This is a genomic window from Romboutsia lituseburensis DSM 797 (assembly GCF_900103615.1).
Lineage (GTDB): Bacteria > Bacillota > Clostridia > Peptostreptococcales > Peptostreptococcaceae > Romboutsia_F > Romboutsia_F lituseburensis.
The window spans coordinates 552599-572929 of sequence record NZ_FNGW01000002.1; the positions used below are offsets into that span (position 1 = coordinate 552599).

Sequence of the window (20331 nt, forward strand, 5' to 3'; positions counted from 1 at the left end):
CTTTCTCCTAATAAAAATTCATTTTGCTAATATTTATAATAAGTTCACCCTTGTTTAAAATTCAATTTAATTAACCCACTGAGTTAGCTCCATACTTTATAGCATCCACGAATTCGTACTTTACTTAAAAGTTTTTTGAGTTTTTCTTTTTCTAGTTTTTTTCCTATAATACATATTTTTGAGTTTGTATCTATATCGCTATTACAAATATCTAGGATTCCATTAACATAATTAAATTCAAAAACCTTTCCCGATGAAGTTTTTAAAAAACCTTTTGATCTTATTATTTCACCATATTCTCTATTTTTAAAATTATCAAATATCTCCTTCAGTTTCTCTACGTCTTTAATTTTAAAATCAGAAAAAGATACAGTACTTATTTCATTCATACTTAAATCAATATTTTTATATTTATCTTCTTTGTTTTTGTATTTTAAAGTATTTAGATTACATTCACTTTTAAGGTTTTTTATTGAGATTTTATCCCAATCTTTAATTAATATATTTAAGTTTTTATCTAATTGTTTTAAAGAATCTATAATATTATTTATTTCATTTTGATTTAAATTTTTGGTTTTGCTAAGTAATATTAAATTCGCATTTAAAAGTTGGTCCTCAAAAAATTCTCCAAAGCTATCTATATAATCAAAATAATTTATAGCATCTAATACAGTTATCAAAGAACTTATTTTACACTTTGCTTTAATTTCTTCATTGCTAATAATAGATACTATTTCACTTAACATTGCTACTCCTGTTGGCTCTACAATTATCCTTTCAGGATTAAAATCATTAACTACCTTTAAAATAGTATCTTTAAAATTTAGTTTCATGCTACAGCATATGCATCCATTTTGAAGTTCGATTATTTCAAGTCCATCTTTTTTTATAATATCCTTATCTATACCGATTTTCCCAAATTCATTTTCTATAACAACTATTTTTTCATTTTTATAAGCTTCTAAATATTTTTTAATTAGCGTTGTCTTTCCCGATCCTAAAAAACCTGAAATTATATCTAAATTTATCATTTACTTCACCTTTAAAACTTTAAACAATCTGTAAAAAGCCTTTCATATCCTTCTTCTGTTGATAACTCACAATAGCTTATATCCCTTGCGATTTTCTCCATCTCATATCTTATATCCTTAGAAAGCAATGTCATTATAGCTCCTGTTTTTGAAGAGTTTCCTATGTACTTAATTTTATCTTTAAGCTCTTTAGGTATAATACCTACTCCAACTAAGCTATCAACACTAAGATGCTTACCAAATTGACCTGCAATAATAACTTCATCTAAACTTTTTATATCTATATCCATAGTTTTCAATAAAGCATAAAATCCAGATAATATAGCACCCTTAGCTAATTGTACTTGTCTTATATCTTCTTGAGTTATTGCTAATATTGGATTGTTAATATCTAATATAAATTTTCTCTTTTTATTTTCATCTACTATATTTTCACTCAGATGTTTTAAAGTATCATCACTTTCAATAGATTCTCTTTTTTGTATTCTTCCTGTTTTCCCTATAATTTTTAGCCTAGCCATCTCACTTATAGCATCTATTATTCCACTACCACATATCCCTTTTGGTTGTTTATTTCCTATTACTTTTTTCTCTATTAACTCACCAATTTTTATATTTTCAATAGCTCCATCTCCTGCCCTCATTCCACAGCTTATATTCATTCCTTCTAATGCTGGTCCTGCCGCACATGAACATGATGTTAAATTTGATTTTTTTGATAAAACTATCTCCCCATTTGTACCTATATCTATAAATAAAATATTCTTATCTGTTTTTTGCAAGTCACAAACACAAACCCCTGCTACAATATCAGCACCAATGTAACTTGATACACCAGGTAATAAATAAACTTTACCAAATGAAGATATATTTATTCCTAAATCATTTGCATTTATACTCTTACCGCTTAAAAATACAGGTGAATATGGTGCTCTTCCTATTGATTCTGGGTTAATTTTAATAAGTGTATGCATCATTGTTGTATTTGCTGCTACAGCTAATTCATATATATTTTCTTTGTTTATATTATTTTTTTTACATAGTTTATTTATTAAATCATTTATACAATCTATTAATACCTTATTTAATATATCAAGCCCATTTTTATTTATCTTGCAAAAGTTTATTCTTGATAAAACATCTAATCCATATTCTTTTTGAGGATTTATATCACTTTCGCAATCAATTTCACATTGTCTATTTAAATCTATAAGAGATGCAACTACTGTTGTTGTTCCTATATCTAAAGCTATTGAGTATAAATGCTCACTAGTATCTCTACATTCTATTCCTATTAATTTATCATCTAAATATACAACGCTACATTCATCATTTTCAAAAATACTTGGTAAAGCTATTAAAGCTTGATAATTATTATTTATTTTTATACCTTCAGAATTTAAAATATCTTCTAACGATAGATTATTTTCTAACGTAGGTTTGTTTAATTTATATACCTTTTTTGTAAGAACTGGCGATTTTTTAAAATCAGGCATATATCCTTCTGTCAATATTTTATGTTTTTGTACTTCATTACTTATAAATTCTACTTTTAAATCCTCTTTTGGATATACTAAACATCCTAATCTTATATTATTTCTTATTTCTTCTTCATTTAAAAATCTTAATTCTTCTTGCGTCAAATCATTTATATTTCCATCTATTATTTTTATTTTGCATTTGCCACAAGTTCCTTTTCCTCCACAGGGACTTTCCATTCCTAAATTATTTTCTTGTATTATACTTAAAAGACTTTTTCCTTGTGTAAATTTGTATTGTTTATTGTTTATATGTAAATAGCTCATATGTACCTCTTTTTAATTACTGTATTGTTTTGCACATTCTACTAAAACTTTTATATTATTTAGTTTACTTCTTACCCCTATTCCACAAGCTGGAGATAATATATCTACCCCACTATTTAAGCATTGATTAGAAATATTTTTTAAACTTTCCTCAGTCCCATTTTCAATTGCAAATGTGCTCACATTACCCATTATAATTTTTCCATGTACATTTTCAACAACTTGTTTTGCATTTGTTATAGAGTCAAAGCTTATTGCATCACTATGTAAATCGTTTAATTCATTATATATACTTTTTAATTTTCCACATATATGTATAATAGTCCCACCTTTTGCATAAGGCTTTAAGTTATCTATTATTTTATTTAAATATGGAGTTGCAAATTCGTTAAATGTTTTAGCTCCTAATATTTCTCCTGTACCACTTGGATCTGATATTGTTAAAACATCTGCTCCAGCTTGTAATTGTGCTTTACCAAATTCTATAAGATTGTCTGTTACAAATTCCATAAATTCATGAGCTTCATTTTTTTTCTTTCTTAGCTCTTTGTAATATGTCATAGGTTCCATAAGGGAAGATGCTAAACTTACTGGACCTGTTAAGTTGGCTACAATTGGAATATCCTTATTTTTTTCTTTTAAAATTTTTATAGCATCTATTACTGTTTTTGCTCTTGCCGTATTTACATCAATTTTTTTTAATTCTCTCCAATTTGAAACAGATTCTATTGGGTATTTTACAACTCTAGGCTCAGTAACTTTAGTCCCCATATATACATCAGCCCCCATGCATTCCGCTTCTACAGTCATACAAAATGGAACTCCAAAATTTTCAAATCCTCCATTTTTATACATTCCTAGTGTTAAATTTGCCATCATTTGTGAATCACTATGAGCCATTGGCCAAAATACATTTTCAATGTCCATAATATCTTCTACTATCATATTCATCATTCCACCAGGGCATATGCATGGTTTTCTATCTACTTTTTCACCTTTTAAAACTTTATATAGTCTTTCTTTTTCAGTCATTATACCACCTCTTTTACAGTGGCTTTTTTCTTATTTATTAATTCTTTTGCAAGCTTAGATGCCTTCGACGCCTCGTGTGCATATCCATCTGCACCTATTTTATTTGCAAAACTTTGAGATATAGGTCCGCCACCTACCATAACTACAAATTCATCTCTTATATCTTCTTCTTTTAACATATTTATTATTTTTTGCATATTATCCATAGTTGTTGTCATAAGTGTTGATAATCCAATTAAATCAGCATCTAGTTCTTTGGCTTTATTTATAAATTCTTCACAAGGAACATCTCTACCTAAATCATATACTTCAAATCCAGATGTCTCTAGCATTATCTTAAATAAGTTTTTTCCTATATCGTGAGTATCTCCTTCTACAACTCCAACTACGGCTTTATATGACTCTTTTGTTGAATCTTTTTTTAGATGTGGTTTTAGTATATTAATGCCTTCATACATAGCGTCTGAACATAATAGAAGCTCTGGTATATAATACTCTTCTTCTTCATATAGCTTACCTGCTTCTTCCATGCCTGCTGCTAATCCTTTTGATATTCCTTCATATGCTTCAAATTCATTTGCTATATATTCATTTGCTATATCTATTACTTCTTCGTCTTCCATTTCTACAACACAACTTGCTAGTTTCTTTAATAGTTCTTCTTTTAAATTTGACATTTATATCTCCCCTTATAATTCATTTATATTTACTTTACTTGATCCAAATATTCTTGCTGCATCCATAAGAGCTATTATATTTTTAGGATCCGTTCCTATTGGAACATCACAACCTGTACTTAATACAAATCCCTTTTGGCTATCATGTGCCTTAACTATACATTCTCTTGCTTCTTTATATACATCTTCTATACTACCTCTTAACATAGTTTCAACAGGGTCTACATTTCCGATTACACATACTTTATGTCCATATGCTTCTTTTAACTCACCTATATCATCAACATTATCTAAGCTTAAATTAGATATACCTATGTCTACCATATGCCCCCATACTTTTTTTGTTTTTCCACATATATGAAGAGTTGATCCTCCTCCTGTTCTTTCTATAATCCTATCCATACATCTTTTTAAATATGGTTTAGCAAATTCTTCAAAGTTTTTTGAACTTATCATTGTACAAGATGCATTTGGCTCTGCAATTCCTGGAGTTAAACCTATATCACAAGCTGCATCTATGTAATTTAAAACGCTCTGAGTTGAAATTTCTAAAAGTTGATGGGCCATTTCTTTATTTTTAGTTAAATCTCTTAAAAACTTATCTGTTCCTCTTAAAAATGAAGCTACTGTGAAAGGTCCTCCTACTGATGTTCCTACGCCGACTTCATTATCTAACTTATCTTTAGTTATTTTAAGTGCTTCTAAAAAATAATGTATTCTACCATCTTTATAAGGATCTATAGGGCTTAATTTTCCTATTTCACTATAATCATTTATTGCAGGTCTGTTAATATAAGGTGTGTTATTTAATGGAAACATAACTTCACTTCCCATAGCTTCTGGTATACCTTGAAGGCCTGGTCCAAAACCTATACTATCTGGTCTAAATGTTTCAAAACTTTTTACAGCTACATCTACAAGCGTATCTATAGAATGATTATAATCATATATTGTATGACCAAATGTAGGCGCAACGCTTTCCCCAAGAAAAGGTGAACATGGTATTCTATCAATTGCTTTTCCTTCTCCAAAAGCTTTCATTCTTTCTTTTGGAGTCATTTCATCTTTATTTATTATATATTTCATAGATTTCTCCCCTTTTTTTATAAAACGTCTCAATTCAGAGCATATTTTACAGTATTAGGTATAAATATTCAAATAGTTATATTCTATAGCATTAGTTGTATATATCAATTATTTCTATACATTTTATTAATACTATAATATATTATCTTTCTCTTAACTTAATAAATGAAATACTCTATTTATCATTAATAATACTTTAAAATATTTACTCTACTCAAATAAAAAAGCTAACATTAGATATGTTAGCTTTTTTATTATTTTTTATAATTTGGAATTTCATATATTAAATTACTTTTTGTATCATACATTCCAATTAATTTAGTCATTATTCCTGATATCCCATTTGCCCAGTTTACATCTGTTGCATACTGATGCCATGTATAATCATAGTTAAATTTCATTTTATATATAGTATTTTGATTGTACTTAGAACTTTTTATGTAATTTTGAGCTATCCATGCTGCCGATCCATCTATAGTTGCTTCTATACTAGTCCAACCATTAGAATATGCTGCTTCTGCCCCTGATACATTTGCACTTTTATCTATTGCCCCGATACCAAAGAAATTATAAACTGTAACAGGTTTAGATAATGGCTGGCCTTTATATGATGTTATAGTTTGACCTTGCGCAAGAGTTGATTTTCCATAACCACTCTCCCACATTGCATGTGAAACAAGATATACAAGGTCTATATTGTATTTTTGTGCTGCATTTATGAATGCTTGTCCTTGATTATAGAATACATTAGTACCAGATGAGGCTGGTGATAATGAATTTAAGTATGAATTTAGTTCACTTGCAGATATTCCTCCTTTGTAAGTATCTAATCTTAAAAATTGCATTATACCTTTAGAGCTATTTTTAAAATTATCAGGATTTAGGAAATATTCTAAGTCACTTCTGTCTGCAGGTATAAATCCTCTTGCTTCTCTCATCATAAATGTAGTCATAACTTGGCTACTTCTAGGTTTAGATGAATCGATGACATTTGCTCCCACACTTGATCTTTCTAGTTGAGCTAGTATATGATCTTCTAAAGTATAATTTAAAGCTTTATTGTTTATTGTTGAACCATCTATATTTGTAGATGAATCTCCACCTGGATTTGTTCCAGGATTTGTATCTGGTTGTGTTGGTGGTATTTGCGTATTCTCACTACTTAAATATTGAGTTGATGTATACGCTATTTTGCCTTTAAAATCTATTTTTGACCAACCATTACTTTCTGACATTATACCTACTTTTTCACCTTTTGATAAAGTCCCAACCTTAGAGTAATTTGTACCTGGTCCACTTCTAACATTTAGTGAACTTGTATTTACAATCTTATTTTCTTTTATAGCTTCTGGTTTTTCCTCTGGCTTAGGTGTTGGAGTAGGATCTGTAGGTTGTGAAGACACATTACTTAAGTATCTACTTGAAGTATATGATACATTCCCCTTATAATCTATTTTTGACCAATCATTACTTTCTGAGATAACTTTTACTTTTTCACCCTTTTTTAGCTTTCCAACTATAGAATAACTTGTATTTGGTCCACTTCTAACATTCAAACTATCTGTATTTACTTCTTTAGTTGTTGTATTAGTACTACTCGATCCTTGAGATTGATTTTCACTTAAATACTTTATAGAGACATATCCTAGCCTTCCATCGTATTTTATTTTTGCCCATCCGTTACTTTGAGATAATAATTCTACTACCGTTCCTTTTTTAAGTTTCATTATTATTCTATAACTAGTACCTGCTCCATTTCTAACATTTAAATTATCTGTGTTTATCTTCATTTTTTTTGATGAAGTATTATTACTTGATTGATTTGAGCTATTAGAACTACTTTCATTTTGAATTTTTATATATGTAGATGATGCCCATCCTTGCTGTCCCAAACTATTTTTTATTTTATACCATCCATTAGATATTTCATTTATATAAACCTTATCATTTTTTTTAACAGTAAATAGAACTGAATTATTAGTACCTGCTCCACTTCTAACATTTAATGAACTTGTTGTAACTATACCTGTTTGTCCTGATGCATATACATTATTTAATGCCATCGGTATTATAGCCAATGTCGCTAGGGCAATTTTTTTATTCATCTTACTCCCCCTCTTATCCGCATAAGTATTTAATTGATGTTTTACTTCATAAAAATTATCCGAGTGTTTATATACTTATTAAACCTTCGTATATAAATAAACATTATAATTAACATATTACGGTAAGATTGAGAAAAACTTTATACAATATTTCTACCTAAAATATTTTTCATTAATAACCTGTGCACATTTTATTCCATATGGAATCTTTGAGAATCCAGTTTCTTTTTTAAATACCTTAATTAAATTTCTATCATTGTCTAAATAGTTTTCATGCTTAGGATAAATTATTGGATATTCTAGATAAGACATAAAATATTCCAAATCTTTTCCACTACATTTTTTCCAAAATCCTTCCCAACAAGTATTATTTATATATTCATACGGTTCTAAAATTTCGCCATTATCCATAAAGTATTTTATTGGATCCGGTAATTCCTTACTATTTTGGTAAAATTCTATGTCTAGTTTACAAAACTCCTTTGTATACTTTGTAAGTTCCTCACTTATTTCATTCATCTTATATTCTATATTTAAAATTTGATCTTCATTGTTTTCCTTTATATTTTTTTTATATTCTCTAGCATATATTTCAAACATTCTATAGTTTGCTTCGTTAATGTTCATATATATACACTCCTTTTTAATTTTTATTTTTATATTCGACTCAATTTAACGTTTTCCTCCTTGATATGACTAATATTCATTTTTATTTTTGAACTTCTATAATAACTATTTTTTCCATTAGCACAATTGATAAACTTTTAAAATTTAACTTCACTAAGATAATATAAAAAAAACCACTATAAAATTCATAAATTTATTTTATAGTGGCTTACTTTATCTATTATTTTATTAAATTGTTTATGTAACTACTTTACATATAAGTTAACTCAATCTAGCAAATATATTATACTCTTATTTATTATTTAGTACTATTTTTTATATGAGATGCAACTTTAACATCTTCTCTTTTTATATGTCTAATTAACCAATCTCCTACTTTAAGGTTTACTTCCCCAACTAAAGCAATACTTGGCCCATTTGCTAAAAGTTTTTCACGTATACTGTCAACAGCTGCTATAAACCCTTCATGGTATTTTTTGTGATTATTATAATCAGGATACTTATATTTTTGTTGTAATACTTCTTCATGAGCAAAATGAGTTTTTGTGTAAGATGATAAAAAGTTTACTGTTTTCTCTACTTCTGCTCTTCCTTTTCCACCATTACAAGCATCTAATAAATCATTTATTGCTTTTATAAGTGCCTTATGTTCTGTATCAATTTGCATGTTACCTGTTTCTAAATCACTAGACCATTGATATGCCATCTTCTGTCCCCTCCAAAACTAATATTGTTAATATTTTACAGATATTCATAATAGCATAATATATTGACAAGGTCAATTTGAAATATTGTTTTGTAACATAAAAAGGTTAGGCTAATGCCTAACCTTTTTAATTATTTAATTATTGGTTTATTATAGATACCTTCTAAGCTAGCTTTTTTAACTCTATCTGATATAATTTTTTTATCTATAGTATAAAAACCTAATTCTTTCATTCTATTGAAATATATACTTCCTGCAAAAGTAAATCTTAAAGTATCACCTTCTGGTTTATGCATTTCGCTATTAGAATGAGCTATAAAATCTCCTATTAAAAGATTTGTAGGTAGTTGTAATAAATACATACCTATACTATTTCTAGCTGCATTGTGTCCAGCTAAACTTCCTGTACAAATAGCTTCTGTATGCCCTACATAGAATCCTGATTTTTCACCAGCTACAAATAGATTACTAAGCCCCTTAACTCTCATGTAATTATCTCTAGGAGCTACAGATAGATACCTTATTGAATTACCTTTACCACCTGCATATGGATCTACAATTATCGCTTTTTCAAACCCTGGTATCATTCTTAATTTTTCTAAGTTATAAAATGGGCTCATTAATTTTGCATGACCTGTATCAATTAAAACTAAATTATTAGCAAAAGCTGGCAGTGCGTATTGTTGACAGACTTTAATATCTAATTTTTCTTCATTTATAAACTCTTCAGGCAAAGGTATAACAGCACGACCAGTTTCATTTAATTCTTTTTGAATGTCTTCACTTAATGATTCTTTTAACAACTTCATAGAACCACTAAAAGCACCAGGATCCCCATTTCCTCTTCTTCCTAACATATCTTCAATACCACATCTAGAACTTATACTTACCCTACCTCCAAATGAAGGACATCTTAGAATACACATAGCACATCCATTTCCATATTTAGCACAGTTACCCATAGGACCTGTAGATCCAGTTGTTTCTACGAAAGAATCTCCTTCTATAGTTTCTCCGCTTTCAAGTATAACAGCCTTTATTTTATTATCTTCTATATCAACATCTACAACTCTACTGAAAAATTTAACTTCTATTCCCATTCCTATTATTTTATCTCTAACAGGTTTCTCTATTTTTGTTACGTTATAAATTGTTGCATGTTCATGCCCTGGAAAATCTATATTTTCATGAGTAGAATATTTATCTGTTAATTCAAATAACTCACTAGCACCTAATGCTATCGCTTCTTCACAAGCTGTAAACCTACCGTTATTTCTCATTATCCCCCCAACGTTTCCTAGTCCTAATAACAAATCTGTCTTTTCAAGTATAATAACATCAGCACCTGCTTTTCTAGCAGATATGGCGGATGCACATCCTGCCCATCCACCGCCAATTACAACCACTTTTGGCATATCTATTCCCCCTATAAATTCTTAGAATTTAAAAAAGCTCTACTATCAATTTGTGCTTTGCATGATTTAATTCTTTTACCATTTACTTCTATTGTACATGCCCCACAAATTCCTTCTCCACAGCATATTAGGTTACTATTTGAAATGGCTAAATCTATATTTGGGTCAACTGAGTCTACAATATCCATTATATATTTATTGAATAAATCTGCACCTCCACTATATACAAACTCTACATTATTTCTTCTTATATAGTCTATTAAAAAATCTCTATCTTCATTTAAGTCAGTACTTTGGATATTTACACCTAACTCTTTAAGTTTTTCAATTATGACGTCTAGTATCGTAGCTTGATTGTTAATAAACACTACTACATTATTTTTATTTTCTAGTAATCTTTTAACTACATTAATAGAATTCACCTGTGATAGTCCATTTAGTATTACAAGTGTATTTTTTTGATATGCACTTTTAATTTGTTTTATTCCAAATATACCATTAAAATACGGACCTTTTACCCAAACTTCCTCAAAGTTTATTATATTCTTTGTTTTAATTCCTCTAGGTTTGATTACCACTTCTAGAATTGAGTTCTCAAAATCTACATCCATAACCGATATTGGAGTATTGAATATATCACTACTTCTGTCTTTACTCTTTATTAGTACAAAGGCTCCAGGACTACATAAATCTATCAACATAGACTTTGGTACATTTATTTTTATCAAAAAAGTTTCGTTACCCAATTCATTTACTTCATTGATTTTACAAAGAGTTTCTTTTCGTTCACATACAGGAACATTTTTATTATGTTGTAATTCATTATAAATACATACCCCTTGCCATAGACAATCACAGACTTTTTCTCCTCGTGTAATTGGACATTTTATACAGTCCCCTGAATATGCAAGATGACATGGACAATACTTGCTCCCTGCATCAGCACATAATTGATTATTGGCTTTTTTCAACTTATCCACTTCCTTAAAATGATTTTTTCAAATGTCTTAAAGCATATATTATTAATTTATTATTTAAACTCTATTTTGTTACACTAGCTTTTTTACTTTATATATTTTTACTTATTCTATTTTTCTTTGATTCAAATATACTATAATATATAAAAAGGTTACTTTTTAATTTTGTACTATATTCATGCTTATGAAATATTACATACAAAAATTTTTTAATTTTCAGGGGAGAGTATTATGGAAAATGTATTTATTTTTTCTAAAGAACATCTAATTATACTTTTAGTTTTTTCTATTTTTATGTATATTTGTCCTAGGCTAACTAAAAATTTACTTCCGTATAGCTATATTGTTGAAAAAATAATATGTGGACTAATAATCCTAGAAATAGTTTTCGAACAAGTTTCAATTGTTTCTATGGGTGGATATAATGTACTAACATCACTACCTATAAGTGCAAGTAGATTTTGTGCTTATATATGTATAGCTATTTTATTTTTTAAACAATATCAATTATTTAATGTATTTTTTTCATGGAGTTTGGTTTGTTCTATAGGAGAAATCATATTTTTCCAAAACATACCTTATAGATTTCCTAATATACTTCATTTTTTATTCATTTTTTCTAAAGCCATATTAATTTATGCAAATGTATATATGGTTGAAGTAAGAAAATTTAAGATAAGCAAAAGTGCTATAAAAGATAATTTGATAATATGTTTTATTTACTTTACATCTATATTTGTATTAAATAAATTTACAAATGCTAGCTATTACTATAGTTTTTCAAACATTAATTATTTTAGTATAATAAGTTTTATATTCCTTACTACTATTATTTATATACCTATCTTAGTTTTTGATAGAGATAACTTTAATTTTAAAGTTAAAAGGTGACAATCAATCAATATAAAGTTAGTCTTATATTGATTAAATTTGAAATTATAATTTTTATCAATAAATTTTTAACCATAAAAAAAGCTCGCTATTACTAGCGAGCATAAAAATTTCTATTTTCATTTAGTGTAAGAAGAAAATAAAAATCTTAGGCTACTTTAAATTATAGCACAATTTAGTAAATTGTAAAATTTTATTTTTCCTTACATTAACATAATGAATTTATGATAAAAAAGCTATATATTATATCTGTTTTATATAATATATAGCTTTTTTTAATTAAAATAATGCTTTTATAATTGGCTTAGCTTCTGTCATACATTTAAATAAATTTTCTTTTTGTTCTTCAGTTAATTTGTCTACTTTATTGCTTACAATCCCTAAAAACTTTTCTATTTCTTCTTGTACAATTTCATTACCTTTTTCTGTTATGCAGTAGAAAGTGTTTCTTCTATCCTTTGAGTCTTCTTCTCTATATACATAACCTTGATCTACTAATTTGTTTAATAGGATACATAGGCTTGATGTTGAAACATATAGATCCTTACTTAAATTTTTAAGTTCTATCTTTTTGTGTTTTCTTATACTGACTAAAGCATAAAACTGTCTTTCTGTTAAAACCTTTTCTATTGTATTTCTTTCATCATTTACTACCTTTATTAAATGTGTAAAATAAGTCATATTTTCCATCATTATAGCAGAAATTTTTCTGTTATCCATAACATCACCTCAAAATCTAAGTCTTATACTTTTGTATTAATTCGCTATCTACTTTAATGTTATTTTATATTATACTACATATACGTACTATTATCTATTAAAATAGTTTGATTTTAAAAGTTAAATACTAAAAAGCTAAATACGTAAGTTTTTAAGTATATTATACAGATTATCCATCAGGAAGTAAATTTATAATTTCATTTTTCAAAAAAAACTATCTACAGGGTATGAACTATAACCTGTAGACATCTATTATTTTTTCCTTTTTTGTTTTTCATCTTCCTTAGATAAATTTTGAATTTTTTCAATTACCTTTGGTGTTATCGTCAGTATATTATCTACCATATTCATACTATTATCTAAACTCATAAGTCTAGTTTCTCCATTTTCAACTACTACAAATGCTACTGGTTGTATTGAGATAGCACCCGCACTACCCCCTGCAAAATTTGTGTCTAATTTTTCATCTATACCTTTTCTATCATCATCGTATCCTTTAGAATACTCTCCGCCACCTATACCAAAGCCTATAGTAACTTTTGATATGGGCACTACTACTGTTGTTTCTGTTCTTATAGGATCCCCTATTATTGTATTTGCATCAATTGAACCTTTTATGGTTTCAAATGTTTTTTCCATAAGACTTTGTATTGACCCTGTTGATCTCAATTTTTCCACCATCCTTTTTTATTCTTTTATTTACTTTAACTTTTTTATAAATTTTAATCATAGCTATAGATATATTTATAATATCCTTAATAGTTGGTTTTATATGTATTTTTACATTTCCTTTTATATAATTTTTTGTAAAGTCAGGTGTAATATTTAAGTAAATTTTATTAGGACTAAATATATTTATAACATTTCCATAGATAGTATTTATAAATACATATATAAAACTTGTAAAAATAACATTTTCATTTCCAAAACTAATATAACTATATATTTCTTCTACTTTTACTTTAAATATTAAATTAATTATATTTTTTATATCGTTTACTTCTATAGATTTTTTATCTATCTTAATATTTTGATGCTTTATGTTTTTTTTACTTTTATTTTTATCTTTTTTTACTTTTACTTTATTTAATGGGTAAATAGGTATTTTAATATTTATTAAGTTAAACATATACTTAATATTTAAATTTATATTTATATTATTATTATTTACCTCACCTATAATAATTATGTTTATTGATGATTTTATAAATTTAAATATCAACATAGATGTAAAAATTATTAAAATTAAAATAGTAATTAAAAATATCTCATTATATCTCATAGTACTATTATCTTCTAAAAAATAACTATATATACTTATTCTTAAAATATTTTTCCTTTTTAGGAATTAATTAATGGTTATATATTTTAGTTAGTATAAGCTTTTTAATATAACTACATTTAAAGTACTTTTTTATAATTAAATATGCTCATAATTTTCTTGTACATAAAAAATGTGCTTAATTATAAGATTCAATCTTACAATTAAGCACATTTAATCTATTTATCTTCAGTTTTAAGTTCTTGATTTTCCTCTAATGGAGGTAAATCTTCTAGTGTTTCTATACTAAGCAATTTTAAAAACTCATCCGTAGTCTTATATATTATAGGTTTACCTATTTTCTCAAGCCTTCCAGCTTCTTTTATAAGTTCATTCTCTAAAAGTACTTGAACAACTCTGTCGCACTTTACGCCTCTTATTTCTTCTATTTCAACTTTAGTTATTGGTTGCTTATAAGCTATAATTGTAAGTGTCTCTAATGTAGCTTGACTTAAACTCTTCTTTTTCTTAGGCTCTAGTACCTTCTTTATAAATTCTGAGTAATCTTTATTAGTAGTCATTTGGTACTTATTTTCTAATCGTATTATTTGTATTCCTCTGTTATTTTCTTTATATTCATCAATTAACGAATTTAACATTATTTCTATTTCTTTTCGTGAAAGTTCTTCATTTATAATATTATTTAATTCTTCTATTGTTATTGGTTCTGAATATGCAAACATAACAGCTTCTATAATATTTTTTATATCTTCACGTCTCATACTTACCTCTCCGTGTTTTTCTTTATTAATATATCATCAAAGAATATATCTTGTTCTACTACTATTTCTTTACCTTTTATTAGTTCTAAAATTGATAAAAAGGTAGCTATAACTTCATTTTTATCACTAGTCTCTATTATTTTTGTAAATCTAACTTCATCTTCTTCATTTATTATATTCCTTATATAACTTATCTTTTCTTCAACCGAAATAATTTTAGCCCTAACTATTTTTTTTAATTTATCATCGCTTATTTCATCTTCTTGCTTTTTTACTTTCAATATACGAGGAAGTATATTTTTTATAGCTTCTATTGATATTGACTCTAAATCTATTTTTTCATCTATTACTATTTCTTCTTTAGTCCTATAATATAATTCATTTATATAGTTTACATTGTCTTTTAGATTTTCAGCCGCCACCTTAAACTTCTTATACTCCTCTAACTGCTCCATAAGTTCTAATCTTGGATCTTGCTCTTCTTCGTCTTCTTTTTGTTTATATAATAAGTATTTAGACTTTATTTCTAAAAGCTTAGATGCCATTATTATAAACTCACTTGTTATTTCTAAATCCATTTTTTCTAACATCTCTAAATAATTTAAATATTGTTTAGTTATATCTATTATAGATATATCTTTAATATCTATTTTATGCTTAGAAATCAAGTCATATAGTAAGTCTAGAGGACCTTCGTATACTTGCAATTGTATATTATATTTCATCTTCAACCTCTTAGCTACATTATTTTATAAAACATTTGTACTATTCCCCATATAAAGTTAAATATTGGAGATATTATTATAGAGTATAAATTTGTAAATATTAAAACTAATAATATTGGGTAGCTCATACTCTCAAACTTGTAAATAAATTCATTGTACTTATATGGTATAAATGGTGATATAACACCCCATCCATCAAGTGGTGGTATAGGAAGCAAATTAAATGCAGCAAATGATATGTTATACATCATTGTAACTGACGCTATATCTCTAACAGCTTCCATATTAACATGTTTCATTATTATTACACAAACTATAGCTGCAAGTATATTTCCTATAGCTCCTGCTAAAGATACTATCACATTTCCAACTTTATAATTTTTAAAATTACTCGAATTTACAGGAACTGGTTTAGCCCAACCTATTCTAAATATAAGCATCATTAAAATCCCAAGAGGATCTATATGCTTAGCTGGATCTAAAGTCATTCTACCATACATTTTTGCTGTATCATCACCTAGCAAATGTGCTGAATATGCATGTCCAAATTCATGAACTGATATAGCAACAGCTATAGCTACTATTCTTATTAATATATCGCTTAAAATCGTTGCAAAATTCATATTTCTTTTCTCTCTCCTAAATTACAATTTTAATACTATTATACCAATATATAAAATTATAATCAAAGTATTTATATAGTATTTTGATTATTTAAATTTAAAATTTTTTCAATTAAAAAAGAAGTCATGCGACTTCTTTTTTATTATATCATATTGTCTATTACCCTTTGTAACATTTGTAAGTAACTAGCTTTATTTATATCTTTAGTATTTACCAAATCAACTTTTCCAACTAGCTTATCACCTTGATATACTTCAACTTGTCCAAGAGCTGTACCTTTTTTAATAGGTATCGTAGGATTTTCATTCACTTTTACCTTTTTAGTAAAATCTCTATTTCCACCTTTTTTTATTAAAACTGTTAAATCTTCTTTAGCAACTAAGTTTACTTTATTATCTTCCGCTTTATCTAAAGTTAAAGTTGACATATTATCATCTTTTGAACATAATTTCAGACTTTCATAATTTGCAAATCCATAATTTAATAAGTTCGATGCATCTTTAAATCTTTCTGGAGATGTTTCTGCTCCAAGTGTCGCTGCTACTAAATGTGTTTCTCCTCTTTTAGCAGATGCAGATAAGCAATACTTTGCTTCTTGAGTAAATCCTGTTTTAACTCCCGTCGCTCCTTGATAATGCTTAATCATTTTATTAGTATTTGCAAGACCAACTGTTACTTGTTTTTTCCCAACAACAACTTTGTCCATCCAAGTTGTTAAATACTTATTTATAGATTCATGTTTTAATAACTCTCTAGACATTAAAGCTATGTCATGAGCTGAGGTATAATGATCTGCAATAGGTAAACCATTTGTGTTAGAAAAATGAGTATCTTTCATACCTAATTCTTGTGCCTTTTTGTTCATAAGCTCTACGAAAGATTCTACACTTCCTGCAACATGCTCTGCCATCGCTACACATGCGTCATTAGCTGATGCTACTGCTATACCTTTTAATAATGTATTAACATCTTGTGTTTCTCCAGGTTCTAAAAATATTTGGCTGCCTCCCATACTAGCTGCCGTATCACTTATTTGAACATTATCATTTAGCTTTATCTTCCCAGCATCTAATGCCTCCATACATAATAGCATTGTCATTACCTTAGTTACACTAGCTGGAGGAAGCTTATCATGTGCATTTTTTTCATATAATATTTGCCCACTACTAACATCCATTAGTATTGCTGATTTTGAAGAGATATTCATTGGCGCATTTTTGTCTTTATCATTACCATATGCCTTACTCATAGGCATTATAGCAAGTGACATAGCTACCACTATACTAGCCAATCTTTTCATAGTTGTCACCTCTTAACATTATTTTAAACTTATTTTATCACCAAATACTTTTTTTATTCTGATTGACTAGTTTTACTTGAAAAAGCATTTCTTTTTGCTTCTAACTTTTTAAAATGATGAGCTAAAGCTCCATTACTATGTGCATTTTCAATTATATCAAATGCATATTCATAATCCATTCCATAATCAGCAGCAATTTCCATTCTCATTTGTTTTAAAGCCATTTTTGCATTTATATCGCTCATAACGATACCTCCTATTAGTAATTATATATATATCTATATTTTTTACTAATATTAGGTATTTATAATTGTTATTTTTTGTATTTTATTATTATTTTTTCCAATATTGTAAATTATTCTCTTATTAAATAAAAAGGATACCTCTTGTGAGATATCCTTTTCTTATCAATTAAGATGTTATTTCCCTGCTAATTCCATAGCTCTTTGTAATACTGCTTCTCCATTACACATACCATAATGAGCCATATTTATAACTTCAACTGGAGCTTTTCCATCAACTATCTTTTTAGCTTTTTCTAACATAAATCTAACTTGTGGTCCTAATAATAAAACATCAAAGTTACCTAATTCTTTATCTATATTAGCTTCGCTTATAGCCCATATTTTTGCTTCTATTCCCTTTTCTTGAGCAGCCTTTTCCATTTTAGTTACTAGTAAAGATGTTGACATACCTGCTGAACAAGCTAACATTATTTTTATCATAACTATTTCCTCCTAATATTTATATATAAAATTTCATTTATTTACAACTTTGAAAACGTTATTAATGTTTATATTTTTATAATACACTATATTTTTTTAATTGTCTATACATTTATCTTTAATTTATATATTAAATTTTATAACCATTTAAAATCTTCATACGTAGCTATCTCAATCCCATTCAATTCTAAAAAATCTCTAATATTTTTATAGGTTAAAATGCTATGTTCTTTAGTTCTTTGTAATGCATATGAAGTTGAATTTAATAAAAACTCATCTACAAAAGATGGATGACACATTAAATCACATATTTTGTGCTTTTTTATTTCATCTATGTTTTTTTTAAAATAGTCATAGTCTACATTATCTGCATAAAAACTATCTATTACCGGTACTATATCTTTAATTTTTGTTTTATATTCAAATGCACCTCTTATTGGAAGTTTATATTTATTAACTATCTTGTCAATTACTGGCTGTAGCTCTATTAACCCATGTACATGATGATGACTATCTAGGTGAGTTATTTTTATTCCGCTATTTATAACCTTATCTATTTGAGCACAAAACTCGTTGTATACTTCATTTATATCAATAGTCTGTAAAATTTCTTTAGTTGCTCTTCTATAAAAATCACCATTATTATCTATTATTGTTTTATGAGATTTTATAATTGGCTTATAACATGTTAATGTCATATGAACACCACATCTTAACCCTGGATTATCTGATAATAGCTCTATAGCTTGTTCAAATCCAGGCATATTAGCCATTATTGTGCATGAACTCACTATTCCATTTTTATAAGCTGATATTATTCCTAAATTTACCCCCTCTGTATATCCAAAATCATCTGCATTTATTACTAGCTTTGTCATAAAATCATCTCCCATTTAATATGTATATACTTTTTATAAAAATGTATACTTTTATTTATTATACATTTTTACTTATCGTTTTCCTAGCCCTATTTTTGTACAAAATAAAACACGCTATATATCTTTATAATATATAGCGTGTCATTTATCAATTAATTATTATCATTTGATGATTTATGATCATGACTATGCTTGCTATCATGTGAATGTTTATGATCTTTTGATGGTTCACTATCTTTTAACTCTCCATTCTTATCTGGTTTGGTAACTTTTACGTGTTTACTATCATGCAAATGTTTATGATCTTTTGATGGTTTACTATCCTTTAAATCTTCACTTTTATCTGGTTTAGTAACTTTTACGTGTTTACTATCATGCAAATGTTTATGATCTTTTGATGGTTTACCATCTTTTGAACCTTCATTCTTATCTGGTTTAGTAACTTTTATGTGTTTACTATCATGTGAATGTTTATGATCGTTTGATGGTTTACCATCTTTTGAATCTTCATTCTTATCTGGTTTAGTAACCTTTACGTGTTTACTATCATGAAAATGTTTATGATCTTTTGATGGTTTACCATCTTTTAGATCTTCATTTTTATCTGGTTTAGTAACTTTTACATGTTTACTGTCATCTGAATGTTTATTTTCATTTTGTAATTTATTTCCATCCAAATTATTCATATCCATATGCTCCTTATTATCTATAGTTTTTAATAAATTAATTTGACTATTTAATCTTCTGATTCTATCTTCCCTTCCTCAACTATTGCGTCTACTACATGTCTTTCTTTCTTGCCACAGCATCCACAAGTTATATAGATATTTATCGGAGTATTAACATTGATTGGACCTATTTTATTGCATGATTTTGATTGGTTATTATTACTTGCATCTGCACTCGCGTCTACGTCTGCATTTGCATCTACATCTGCTGATCCATCTGCGTCTGCGTTTGCATC

The 20331-nt window shown here is 27.3% G+C and carries 23 protein-coding genes; 1 reads left to right on the plus strand and 22 read right to left on the minus strand.

All coding sequences use genetic code 11. The features are described from left to right. Nucleotides 1-83: 83 nt before the first annotated feature. From BLP75_RS05730 to BLP75_RS05775, 10 genes are all read right to left on the minus strand, one after another. Nucleotides 84-1031, minus strand: coding sequence for a GTP-binding protein (locus BLP75_RS05730; protein WP_092724678.1), 948 nt, complete (start codon nt 1029-1031; stop codon nt 84-86). An 11-nt stretch (nt 1032-1042) separates the two neighbouring features. After that, on the minus strand, nt 1043-2836 hold the full coding sequence (locus BLP75_RS05735; protein WP_092724679.1) for an ASKHA domain-containing protein: 1794 nt from the start codon (nt 2834-2836) through the stop codon (nt 1043-1045). A 12-nt stretch (nt 2837-2848) separates the two neighbouring features. Further along, entirely contained in the window at nt 2849-3868 is a 1020-nt protein-coding gene (locus BLP75_RS05740) for a methylcobamide:CoM methyltransferase MtbA (protein ID WP_330385787.1), read from the minus strand. Beyond that, nucleotides 3868-4545 carry a corrinoid protein gene (locus BLP75_RS05745; RefSeq protein WP_092724681.1) on the minus strand — a complete coding sequence of 226 codons (678 nt, stop codon included), beginning with the start codon at nt 4543-4545 and terminating at the stop codon, nt 3868-3870. The genes BLP75_RS05740 and BLP75_RS05745 overlap by 1 nt, the downstream gene beginning before the upstream one ends. Nucleotides 4546-4557: 12 nt before the next feature. Next, nucleotides 4558-5631 (minus strand): uroporphyrinogen decarboxylase family protein, encoded by a 1074-nt coding sequence (locus BLP75_RS05750; RefSeq protein WP_092724682.1) that lies wholly within the window; start codon nt 5629-5631, stop codon nt 4558-4560. Between the two features lie 254 nt (nt 5632-5885). Next, complete coding sequence (locus tag BLP75_RS05755; protein ID WP_092724683.1) at nt 5886-7736, minus strand: SH3 domain-containing protein; 1851 nt, start codon at nt 7734-7736, stop codon at nt 5886-5888. A gap of 153 nt (nt 7737-7889) precedes the next feature. Then, nucleotides 7890-8363, minus strand: a complete 474-nt coding sequence (locus BLP75_RS05760) for a hypothetical protein (protein ID WP_092724684.1) — start codon at nt 8361-8363, stop codon at nt 7890-7892. Between the two features lie 298 nt (nt 8364-8661). Continuing rightward, the gene (locus BLP75_RS05765; protein ID WP_092724685.1) at nt 8662-9069 is read right to left on the minus strand and encodes a bacteriohemerythrin; all 408 of its coding nucleotides are present in this window, start codon (nt 9067-9069) and stop codon (nt 8662-8664) included. Between the two features lie 131 nt (nt 9070-9200). Continuing rightward, nucleotides 9201-10484 carry an FAD-dependent oxidoreductase gene (locus tag BLP75_RS05770; RefSeq protein WP_092724686.1) on the minus strand — a complete coding sequence of 428 codons (1284 nt, stop codon included), beginning with the start codon at nt 10482-10484 and terminating at the stop codon, nt 9201-9203. Nucleotides 10485-10495: 11 nt separating this feature from the next. Next, nucleotides 10496-11464, minus strand: a complete 969-nt coding sequence (locus BLP75_RS05775) for a 2Fe-2S iron-sulfur cluster-binding protein (RefSeq protein WP_242872385.1) — start codon at nt 11462-11464, stop codon at nt 10496-10498. 228 nt (nt 11465-11692) lie between these two features. On the opposite strand from BLP75_RS05775, the gene BLP75_RS05780 reads away from it, so the two are divergent. After that, nucleotides 11693-12352: a TMEM164 family acyltransferase gene (locus tag BLP75_RS05780; RefSeq protein WP_092724688.1), complete on the plus strand. Its 660-nt coding sequence runs from the start codon at nt 11693-11695 to the stop codon at nt 12350-12352. A 279-nt stretch (nt 12353-12631) separates the two neighbouring features. On the opposite strand, the gene BLP75_RS05785 is transcribed toward BLP75_RS05780, so the two are convergent. The 12 genes from BLP75_RS05785 to BLP75_RS18110 form a co-directional block, all read right to left on the minus strand. Beyond that, complete coding sequence (locus BLP75_RS05785; RefSeq protein WP_092724689.1) at nt 12632-13072, minus strand: MarR family winged helix-turn-helix transcriptional regulator; 441 nt, start codon at nt 13070-13072, stop codon at nt 12632-12634. A gap of 252 nt (nt 13073-13324) precedes the next feature. Continuing rightward, nucleotides 13325-13741: a spore germination protein GerW family protein gene (locus tag BLP75_RS05790; RefSeq protein ID WP_170139172.1), complete on the minus strand. Its 417-nt coding sequence runs from the start codon at nt 13739-13741 to the stop codon at nt 13325-13327. Beyond that, on the minus strand, nt 13695-14354 hold the full coding sequence (locus tag BLP75_RS05795; protein WP_092724690.1) for a DUF2953 domain-containing protein: 660 nt from the start codon (nt 14352-14354) through the stop codon (nt 13695-13697). The genes BLP75_RS05790 and BLP75_RS05795 overlap by 47 nt, the downstream gene beginning before the upstream one ends. A 218-nt stretch (nt 14355-14572) precedes the next feature. Beyond that, entirely contained in the window at nt 14573-15115 is a 543-nt protein-coding gene (gene scpB, locus BLP75_RS05800) for an SMC-Scp complex subunit ScpB (RefSeq protein ID WP_092724691.1), read from the minus strand. Between the two features lie 2 nt (nt 15116-15117). Next, nucleotides 15118-15840, minus strand: coding sequence for a segregation and condensation protein A (locus BLP75_RS05805; protein WP_092724692.1), 723 nt, complete (start codon nt 15838-15840; stop codon nt 15118-15120). A gap of 14 nt (nt 15841-15854) precedes the next feature. Then, complete coding sequence (locus BLP75_RS05810) at nt 15855-16463, minus strand: site-2 protease family protein (RefSeq protein ID WP_092724693.1); 609 nt, start codon at nt 16461-16463, stop codon at nt 15855-15857. Nucleotides 16464-16606: 143 nt separating this feature from the next. After that, nucleotides 16607-17764 (minus strand): D-alanyl-D-alanine carboxypeptidase family protein, encoded by a 1158-nt coding sequence (locus BLP75_RS05815; protein ID WP_092724694.1) that lies wholly within the window; start codon nt 17762-17764, stop codon nt 16607-16609. A 53-nt stretch (nt 17765-17817) separates the two neighbouring features. Next, complete coding sequence (locus tag BLP75_RS05820) at nt 17818-18009, minus strand: CD1290 family small acid-soluble spore protein (RefSeq protein ID WP_092724695.1); 192 nt, start codon at nt 18007-18009, stop codon at nt 17818-17820. A 174-nt stretch (nt 18010-18183) separates the two neighbouring features. Next, on the minus strand, nt 18184-18489 hold the full coding sequence (locus BLP75_RS05825; RefSeq protein WP_092724696.1) for a PTS sugar transporter subunit IIB: 306 nt from the start codon (nt 18487-18489) through the stop codon (nt 18184-18186). Nucleotides 18490-18626: 137 nt separating this feature from the next. Next, nucleotides 18627-19367, minus strand: coding sequence for a chitin disaccharide deacetylase (gene chbG, locus BLP75_RS05830; protein ID WP_092724697.1), 741 nt, complete (start codon nt 19365-19367; stop codon nt 18627-18629). Nucleotides 19368-19519: 152 nt separating this feature from the next. Further along, nucleotides 19520-20053 carry a hypothetical protein gene (locus BLP75_RS05835; RefSeq protein WP_092724698.1) on the minus strand — a complete coding sequence of 178 codons (534 nt, stop codon included), beginning with the start codon at nt 20051-20053 and terminating at the stop codon, nt 19520-19522. A 50-nt stretch (nt 20054-20103) separates the two neighbouring features. Further along, nucleotides 20104-20331: hypothetical protein (locus tag BLP75_RS18110; protein WP_207645419.1), on the minus strand; the 228-nt coding region annotated here is incomplete at its 5' end.